At 72.2% G+C, this 8,652-nt stretch carries 6 protein-coding genes and 1 pseudogene; 3 read left to right on the forward strand and 4 right to left on the reverse strand.

Annotation, left to right across the window (positions count from 1 at the left end):
• The 4 genes and pseudogenes from ACFQ87_RS22840 to ACFQ87_RS22855 form a co-directional block, all read right to left on the reverse strand.
• Positions 1-194 (reverse strand): annotated as a pseudogene (locus tag ACFQ87_RS22840) (ATP-binding protein); the annotation flags it as partial.
• Positions 175-600, reverse strand: coding sequence for a DUF742 domain-containing protein (locus tag ACFQ87_RS22845; RefSeq protein WP_030248215.1), 426 nt, complete (start codon positions 598-600; stop codon positions 175-177). The gene ACFQ87_RS22845 and the pseudogene ACFQ87_RS22840, both read right to left, overlap by 20 nt.
• Positions 601-761: 161 nt before the next feature.
• On the reverse strand, positions 762-1,175 hold the full coding sequence (locus ACFQ87_RS22850) for a roadblock/LC7 domain-containing protein (RefSeq protein ID WP_097236138.1): 414 nt from the start codon (positions 1,173-1,175) through the stop codon (positions 762-764).
• A 10-nt stretch (positions 1,176-1,185) separates the two neighbouring features.
• Positions 1,186-4,917: a nitrate- and nitrite sensing domain-containing protein gene (locus tag ACFQ87_RS22855; RefSeq protein ID WP_380612647.1), complete on the reverse strand. Its 3,732-nt coding sequence runs from the start codon at positions 4,915-4,917 to the stop codon at positions 1,186-1,188.
• Between the two features lie 639 nt (positions 4,918-5,556).
• Here ACFQ87_RS22855 and ACFQ87_RS22860 point away from each other — a divergent pair.
• From ACFQ87_RS22860 to gltX, 3 genes are all read left to right on the forward strand, one after another.
• On the forward strand, positions 5,557-5,775 hold the full coding sequence (locus ACFQ87_RS22860) for a hypothetical protein (protein ID WP_380612648.1): 219 nt from the start codon (positions 5,557-5,559) through the stop codon (positions 5,773-5,775).
• A gap of 394 nt (positions 5,776-6,169) precedes the next feature.
• Positions 6,170-6,970, forward strand: a complete 801-nt coding sequence (locus ACFQ87_RS22865; protein ID WP_380612649.1) for a fumarylacetoacetate hydrolase family protein — start codon at positions 6,170-6,172, stop codon at positions 6,968-6,970.
• Positions 6,963-8,462, forward strand: coding sequence for a glutamate--tRNA ligase (gene gltX / locus ACFQ87_RS22870; protein ID WP_380612650.1), 1,500 nt, complete (start codon positions 6,963-6,965; stop codon positions 8,460-8,462). The genes ACFQ87_RS22865 and gltX overlap by 8 nt, the downstream gene beginning before the upstream one ends.
• The last annotated feature ends 190 nt before the right edge of the window (positions 8,463-8,652 follow it).

The raw sequence follows: 8,652 nt of genomic DNA on the forward strand, positions 1-8,652 counted from the left end.
TTGCCGGAGACGTGGCTGATGTCGTCGATGCCGGCGGAGGCCGAGGTCATGACGGCTTCGGTGCGCAGGGGGTTGATCTCGGAGACGGCGCCGACCATCGTGGTCTTGCCGACACCGAAGCCGCCCGCGATGACGATCTTCGCGGAGGTGGTGGCGCGGGTGGAGGCGGCCGCGTTAGAGCTTGCGAAGTCCACTGAGGACCCTTTCGAGCAGCGTGACATCGGGCGTTCCGCCCGACTCGCCCGCGGCGGCGGGCTGGTGGATGGCGACGAGACCGGCCTCGGCCAGGTCGGCCACGAGGATGCGGGCCACACCGAGCGGCACGCCGGCCAGTGCGGAGATCTCCGCGATGGACTTGACCTCACGGCAGAGGTTGACGATCCGGGCGTGCTCGGGCAGCAGCCCGCCGGTCCGCTCGGCCGAGCCCGTGGTCGAGATCAGGGCCTCGATCGCGAGCTGGTACCGCGGGCGGGTCCGGCCACCGGTCATCGCGTACGGGCGGACCAGCGGCTGCTGCTCGTAGCCGTCGGACTGCTGGCCGCCGTAGCCGCTGCCGTACCCGCTGCCGTACGGGCCGGCGGGTGTCGAGGGCGGGGTCATGGGTCCTCCTAGTGCTGCAGCCTTGGGCAGCCGGTTCCAGCTGGGGCGGTGCCAGCTGAGGCGGGATCAGCTGCCTGAGGGTAGCTGAGGGTGAGACACCGGGTCCGGTCGGGTCGGACCCGGTGCGGGTGGAACGGTGGGTGGATCCGCGCGGGTTCCGGTCAGTGCAGGAGACTGCCCTGGAGTTCCGCGCGAAGTGCGGGGGTGAGGACGGCGCCGGCTCGGTCGACGAGCAGGGCCATTTCGTAGCCGACGAGGCCGATGTCGGAGTCGGGGCTGGCCAGGACGGCGAGGGCGGAGCCGTCGCTGATGGCCATGAGGAACAGGAAGCCGCGCTCCATCTCGACGACGGTCTGGTTGACCTCGCCGCCTTCGAAGATCCGGCTGGCGCCGGAGGTGAGGGAGGTGAGGCCGGAGGCGACGGCGGCGAGCTGGTCGGCGCGGTCGCGCGGGAAGCCTTCCGACATGCACAGCAGGAGGCCGTCCGCGGAGACCACCACGGTGTGGGACACCCCGGGGGTGTTGTCCACGAAATTGGTGATCAGCCAGTTCAGGTTCTGTGCGGCCTGGCTCATCTGGTTCAACTCAACGCTCCTGGTGATCTGCGCCGTTGCCGTCGCTCCGGCCACCGAAACTATCGAATCCGGGCTGCTGGGCACCATGCTGGAAGCCCGCCTGGTTGGCGGCCTGCTCGGCCCCGGCCCGGCGGCCCTGCTGGATGCCGCGGCGCAGGTTGGTCAGGCGGCCGCGGACCTCCTCGGGGGCCCGGGAGACCTGCGGACCGGTCAGCGGCGAGGCCTCGGCGGTGCCGGAGACCAGGTTGGCCTGCGGGGTCCGGCGGGGGAGGCCGGACATCGTGACACCGCTGGTCGAGGGCTCGCGGACCTGCTCGGCCCGGCGCCAGCGCTCGTCGTTCGCGGACGGGCGCCAGGGCGCTTCGCCGACGCCCGGCTGCTGGGGCTGGGGCTGCGGCTGCTGCTGCTGGGCCTGCGCCTGCTGGGGCTGGGCCTGCTGCGGCTGCGGCTGCTGCTGCGGGGCCTGGGCCCGCGGGGCCCGGGCCTGCTGCGGTGCCTGCGACTGGAGGTCCGGCGCGGAGGTGCCGGGCCGACGCGGCTGGTACGGGCGCGAACGGGCCTGCTGCGGTGCCTGCGGCTGGGCCTCGCCCTGCTGCGGGGGCCAGGGCTGCTCGCCGGTCGCCTCGGACGGGCCGGTCGGCAGGGCCATCGGCTCCTGCCGCTGACGCTGCTGCTGCGGAGCCGGGGCCTGCTCCGGACGCGGCTGGGACTGCGGCTGGGCCGGGTTCGGCACGTTCGGCAGCACCGGCTCCACCAGGCCGAGGCCCAGCGGGTCGCGCGGGTCGATCTGGCTGGCCTCGAAGCGCGGCCGGGCGAACTGCTGGGTGCTCTCCACCGGCGACGGCTCGGCCGACGGCAGCGGCTGGGCCGGCTGCTGCGGGGGCAGCTGCGGCTGGCGGTCGCGGCGCGGCGCGTCCGGGCCGGGGCGCTGCGGACGGCGCTGGCCCTGCGGACCCTGCGGACCCTGCTGGCCGGGGGCACCGGGGCCCTGGGGGCCCTGACGGCCCGGGGCCCGCTGCGGCAGGCCGTCCTGCGGACGGTTGCCCGGACGGGCGCCCTGCTGCGGCACACCGGGACCGCCCGGGCGGCCGTGCTGGGGCTGCTCGGCGGTCCGCGGCGCCGGAGCGCCGTCGAGTTCGCCGCCGGTGTTCGGACGTTCCTGGCCGGGGCGGCCCTGGCCGCGGCGGGGCAGACCGTTCAGGCCGTTCTTCGGCGGGCCCTGACGGCCCGGGGCCCGCTGCGGCAGACCGCCCTGCGGCGACTGCTGCGGCTGGCCCTGACCCTGCTGGCCCTGGGGCGGCTGGCCCTGACCCTGCTGACCCTGGGGCTGCCGACCGGGGGCCTGCTGGCCCTGGCCCTGCTGAGCGGGGACCGGGTTGTCGCGCAGCGACCGGCCGACCTGGCGGGTCGGCAGCCCGCCGGCGCGGCCACCGGGCGCACCCGGGCCGGTCGCCGCACCCGGAGCGGTCGGAGCGGTCGGCGCGGCCGGAGCCGCCGGGCCGCCCTGGCCGAGCTGCGGACGGCCGCCCTGCGGGGCGGCGCCCGTCGGGCCCTGGCCGAGCGCGGCCGGGCCGCCCTGGCGGCCGGGCTGGACCTGGCGCTGCTGGCGCGGCGTCGGGGCGACCCCGCGCTGCTGCTTGCCCTGGCCGGGGCCGGGACGGCCGGGGCCGCGGCGCTCGGCGGAGTTGGTGACGTCGACCGGGAGCATGACCAGCGCGGTGGTGCCGCCGGAGTCGCTCGGGCGCAGCTGGATCCGGATGCCGTGTCGCAGGGACAGGCGGCCGACCACGAAGAGGCCCATGCGGCGGGAGACGGAGACGTCCACCGTCGGCGGGTTGGCGAGGCGCTCGTTGATGTCGGCGAGGTCGTCCGGGCTCAGGCCGATGCCGGTGTCGTGGATCTCGACCAGCACCCGGCCGTCCGGCAGCGCGTGGCCGGTGACCCGGACGCGGGTCTGCGGGCTGGAGAACGAGGTGGCGTTCTCGAGCAGCTCGGCGAGCAGGTGGACGAGGTCGTTGACGACGCGGCCGGCGACCTCGGCCGACGGGACGGCGGCGAGCTCGATGCGCTCGTACTGCTCCACCTCGGAGGCGGCGGCGCGGAGCACGTCGACGAGCGGGACGGGCCTGGTCCAGCGGCGGCCCGGGTCCTCACCGGCGAGGACGAGGAGGTTTTCACCGTTGCGGCGCATGCGGGTCGCGAGGTGGTCCAGCTTGAACAGGTTGGCCAGCTGGTCCGGGTCGGCCTCGCGGCTCTCCAGCTCGGAGATCAGCGACAGCTGGCGCTGGATGAGGCCCTGACTGCGGCGCGAGAGGTTGGTGAACATCGCGTTGATGTTGCCTCGCAGGAGGGCCTGCTCGGCGGCGAGGCGGACGGCCTCGCTGTGCACCATGTCGAAGGCGTGCGCCACGTGGCCGATCTCGTCGGTCGAGTCGACGGCGACCGGCTCGACCGTGGTGTCGACGTCGTGCGGGTCGCTCTCGGAGAGGGTCTTGACCAGCTCGGGCAGACGGCGCTCGGCGACGTCCTCGGCCGCGGCCTGCAGGCGGGTCAGCGAGCGCACCATCGAGCGGGCGATCAGACCGGCGCCACCGAGGGCGACGAGCAGGGTCAGGGCGACGGCGGCACCGATGATCAGGGCCTCGGTGTCGGCCTGGGACTGCAGGTCCTGGGCCTTTCCGTCGAGGTCCTCGATCAGCTTGGACTCGATCCGGCGCTCGGCGGTGATCTTGGCGCTGGCCTTCTCGTACCAGTCCTTGTACGAGACCGGCTCGGTCTGGTGGATACCGCTGGGCTGGAGGATCGAGCGCGAGTAGCGGTCGGCCTCGGCGACCACGTTGTTGTAGCTCAGCTGTCCGCGCAGGTTGTCCAGGTCGTGCGCGGTGTAGATGTTGTTGAAACTCGTCAGCGAGTTGTCGTACGAGGTGCGCAGGCGGATGCCGAAGGACTCGTCACTGGGGCTGAGGTCGGGCCCCTTGGGGTTGGCGAGACCGGCGCTGATCAGCGCGCGTTGCTGCGAGGTGGCGTCCTTGGCCAGCGAGAACTGCTGCAGGGCGCGGGTGGCGACCAGCAGGTCCGTGTTGTTCGAGGCGAGCGCGATGTCCTGGGTGATGGACAGCAGGTCGCGGATGATCACGTCGTAGGCGGTGATCGTCGCCTGGATGTTCTGGTTGTTCTGGTACGGCGTGTTCCGGGCGTCCGCGATCGAGTTCAGGTCCTTGCGGATCTGGAACAGCAGGGCCTTGCCGCCGGAGAGCTCGAGGTTCTCGAACTTGTCGGAGGAGGCGGTGAAGGTGCGGCTGAGGTCGTCGGTGGACTTGCGGGACGCGACGATGTCGTCGTCGAGCGGGTCGTTCGGACGGTTGGTGATGTAGCCGGCGCTGAGGTCGCGCTCGGTCTGCAGGGCGTCCGCGAGGTTGGTCGCCTTCTTGGCCAGGTCGGACAGGTTGGCCATCTGGGCGAGTTGCTGCGAGTTCTCCAGCGAGGTCTGGATCCGCAGGCCGCCGAGGACCAGCGAGACCAGGACGGGGAGCGCGAGCAGGGCGATCAGGCGGGTGCGGATGCGCCAGTTGCGCATCGCGAGCCGGCTCAGACCGGTGGCGCGTCGCCTGGTCAGGGTGGTCCGGAGCTTGTCCCGGGTGGACTTGTGGTCCTGGCCGTCCTCCTCCGGACGGCCGGGGGACTCTGGCGTCATCGGGTCGGCCGGGCCGCCGGGGGCCGCCGCCTGTTGAGGGGCTGCCACAGGCTCGCGCGACTCCGGGTTGCCCGCGGCGCCGCTACCCCTTTTGAAACGTCCCTGCACTGGCGTCGCAACCTCTGGACCGGGCGTCCCGCCGCGTCGCCACGGCCTGGACGGTGTCGAGTTTCCATCCGCACCCCGGCCGGTCCGGGAGAGCGGGTCGCCGGGGTGGAGTACTCCCTACCCACGGTCCGTGGCATTCCAGCACAGCCGGGGAATCCCAACAAGGGCCGCTGGAACCAGGTGCCCGGTACTACCGACCGCATGCGTCGTTTCACTGACTGTGCGGTAACCGGACCGGAATACCGCCTTTTTCGGACACTCGCCGGATACATGCCAACCAGGCCGTAGATCGAAAAGAGTCGCAGACCTGCCGGAATGCCCGTTATGGATGGATTGTCGGGAAAATCTGATGCGGCGATATGTCGGATATCTGCGATTTGCATATTGATTTGTGAGCAAAATCACAGACTAATGTGTAGCTTTGGTCACGGTCTCTGTGGAATGAGATCTCGTAACCTGGCTGTCTCCGGAGCACGGCCCCGATCAGCCTGCCCAGATCCCCTCCGAATCAATCGGAACCACTCAGGCCGGTGCCGGTCCCCCGCGGATCCGCCCGGCCACGACCACGAGGTGCTCTCGATGTCCCTGGCGAAGAAGGCCACCAAGTCCACGCTGTCCTGCCGCTCCACGGCGAACCCGCGCCGGACCACGCTGGCCTCGGTCGAGGACTTCAGCAAGATCCCGGGCGCCCGCAAGCCCGAGGACGTCGTCACGTACGGCACCGAGCTGCCGGCCAGCACGGCCAACCCGCGCCGCACCCAGCTGATGGTCGCCCCCGTGGTCGTCGTCCAGGACTGACCCGGCAGGCGCTCCACCGAGGGCGCCGTGGACCCCGCACCCGCGTGGTTCACGGCGCCCTCGGTGATTCGCCCGCTCGCCTCCGGGGCGCTCCGGCCCGGTGCCGACGGTCGGCGCTCCGGCGCTCGTGCCTCGCTGGTCGCTTCTCCCTTTCGGTACCGGCGCGCCCCTTCGGCTCGGGGCGGGGATTCGCCCGCTCGCCTCCGGGCGCTTCTGGCCCGACGGCTCGGGGCACAACCCGCCCCAACCACGCTGAACAGGGGCAAAGCGGTCCGGAGGGGCCCCACGCGATAGCCTGGACGACGATTGACGGGGCCGCGCCCACGGAGGGCGAGGCGCCCAGCAGCGCCCGGGGGCGCCCCGGGCGGCCGACGAAGCGAGGGGTAGCCCAGCCGTGCGCATTGCCAGGTTTTCCGTCCGGGAAGGGAGCCCTGCCGCCGGCAGCGTCTCCTTCGGCGTGGTGGAGGGGGACCCTTCCCAGCCCGACTCGCTGGTCGTCCACGCGCTGGCCGGCCACCCGTTCGGCCAACCCCAGCCCACCGGCGAGAGCTACCGCTTCCAGGACGTCCGGCTGCTCAGCCCGATGCTCCCCAACAAGATCGTGGCGGTCGGCCGCAACTACGCGGCGCACGCGGCGGAGCTGGGCAACGAAGTCCCGGAGGCCCCGCTCACCTTCTTCAAGCCCTCCACCTCGGTGATCGGCCCGACCGAGAGCATCGCGTACCCGCCGTTCTCCTCGGACGTCCACCACGAGGCCGAACTCGCCGTGGTGATCGGCCGGATGTGCCGCGAGGTGCCGCTGGACCGGGTGCCCGAGGTGATCCTCGGCTACACCTGCGCCAACGACGTCACCGCCCGGGACGTCCAGCAGCGCGAGGGCCAGTGGGCGCGGGCCAAGGGCTTCGACACGGCCTGCCCGCTGGGCCCGTGGATCGAGACCGACCTCGACCCGGGTGACCTCGCGATCACCTGCACGGTCAACGGCGAGCTGCGCCAGACCGGCCGCACCTCCCTGATGGTCCGCTCGGTCGCCGAGCTGATCGTCCACATCTCCGAGGCCATGACGCTGCTGCCCGGCGACGTCATCCTCACCGGCACGCCCGCAGGGGTGGGCCCCCTCAACGTCGGCGACGAGGTCGCCGTCTCCATCGAAGGCATCGGCACTCTCACCAACAAGGTGATCAAGCGTGGCTAACACTGACCCGGCCGTCCGGGTTCGCTTCTGTCCCTCCCCGACCGGCAACCCCCACGTGGGCATGGTCCGCACTGCCCTCTTCAACTGGGCCTACGCCCGCCACACCGGCGGCACCATGGTCTTCCGGATCGAGGACACCGACTCCGCCCGCGACTCCGAGGAGTCGTACGACCAGCTGCTCGAGGCCATGCGCTGGCTCGGCCTCGACTGGGACGAGGGCCCGGAGGTCGGCGGCCCGCACGCGCCGTACCGCCAGTCGCAGCGGATGGACATCTACGCCGATGTCGCCCGCCGCCTGCACGAGGCCGGCCACGCCTACTACTGCTACTGCAGCACCGAGGAGCTGGACGCCCGCCGCGAGGCGGCCCGCGCGGCCGGCAAGCCCTCCGGCTACGACGGCCACTGCCGGAACCTGACGGACGACCAGGTCGCCGTCTACAAGCTGGAGAACCGCGAGCCGATCCTGCGCTTCCGGATGCCCGACGAGACCATCAGCTTCGACGACCTGGTCCGCGGCACGCTCACCTTCGAGCCGGAGAACGTGCCGGACTACGGCATCGTCCGGGCCAACGGCGCCCCGCTGTACACCCTGGTCAACCCGGTGGACGACGCCCTGATGGGCATCACCCACGTGCTGCGCGGCGAGGACCTGCTCTCCTCCACCCCGCGGCAGATCGCGCTGTACGCCGCGCTCGCCGAGATCGGCGTCGGCGCCGGCCTCACCCCGCGCTTCGGCCACCTGCCGTACGTGATGGGCGAGGGCAACAAGAAGCTCTCCAAGCGCGACCCGCAGTCCTCGCTCAACATGTACCGCGAGCGCGGCTTCATCCGCGAGGGCCTGCTCAACTACCTGTCCCTGCTGGGCTGGTCGCTGGCCGAGGACCGCGACCTGTTCGACATGGACGAGATGGTCGCCGCCTTCGACGTCGCCAAGGTGAACGCCAACCCGGCGCGCTTCGACCTGAAGAAGTGCGAGGCGATCAACGCCGAGCACGTCCGCCGGCTGGCCCCGGAGGACTTCGTTCGGCGCCTGGTGCCGTTCCTGCAGGCCCCCGGCCTGCTGCCGGCCGAGCCGACCGCCGAGCAGCTGGACCTGCTCGCCAAGGTCGCGCCGCTCACCCAGGAGCGGATGGTCGTGCTGAGCGAGATCGTCAACATGGCCGGCTTCCTGTTCGTCGACCCGGCCGACTTCACCGTCGACCCGGACGACGCCGCCAAGGTGCTCAACGCGGATGCCCGCCCGGTGCTGGAGGCCAGCGTCAAGGCGCTGGAGGAGCTCGCGGACTTCACCCCGGAACCGGTTCAGGCCGCGCTGCGCGAGGCGCTGGTGGAGGGCCTGGGCATCAAGCCCAAGTTCGCCTTCACGCCGCTGCGGGTGGCCGTCACCGGCCGCCGGGTCTCCCCGCCGCTGTTCGAGTCGATGGAGCTGCTCGGCCGCCCCGAGACGCTGCGCCGGCTGCGCTCCGCCCTGGACGCCCTGCCCGCCGCCTAGGGCCTGTCCGGCGGATCCCCGCCGGACAGGCCCGGACGGGCCGCTGAGCAGGCCGCGGGGGGGGGGTTTTGTTCGGCGCGCTGCGCGCCCCCAAACCCCCCCACAGGCCCCCCCCCCCCCCCCCCCCTCTTTTCTCTTTTCGCCCTGGTCCTCCCCCGATCACACTTTTTTTTTTCCCCCCCCCAAAGAA

The organism is Kitasatospora sp. NPDC056531 (assembly GCF_042794375.1).
In the GTDB taxonomy this organism is placed as follows: Bacteria; Actinomycetota; Actinomycetes; order Streptomycetales; family Streptomycetaceae; genus Kitasatospora.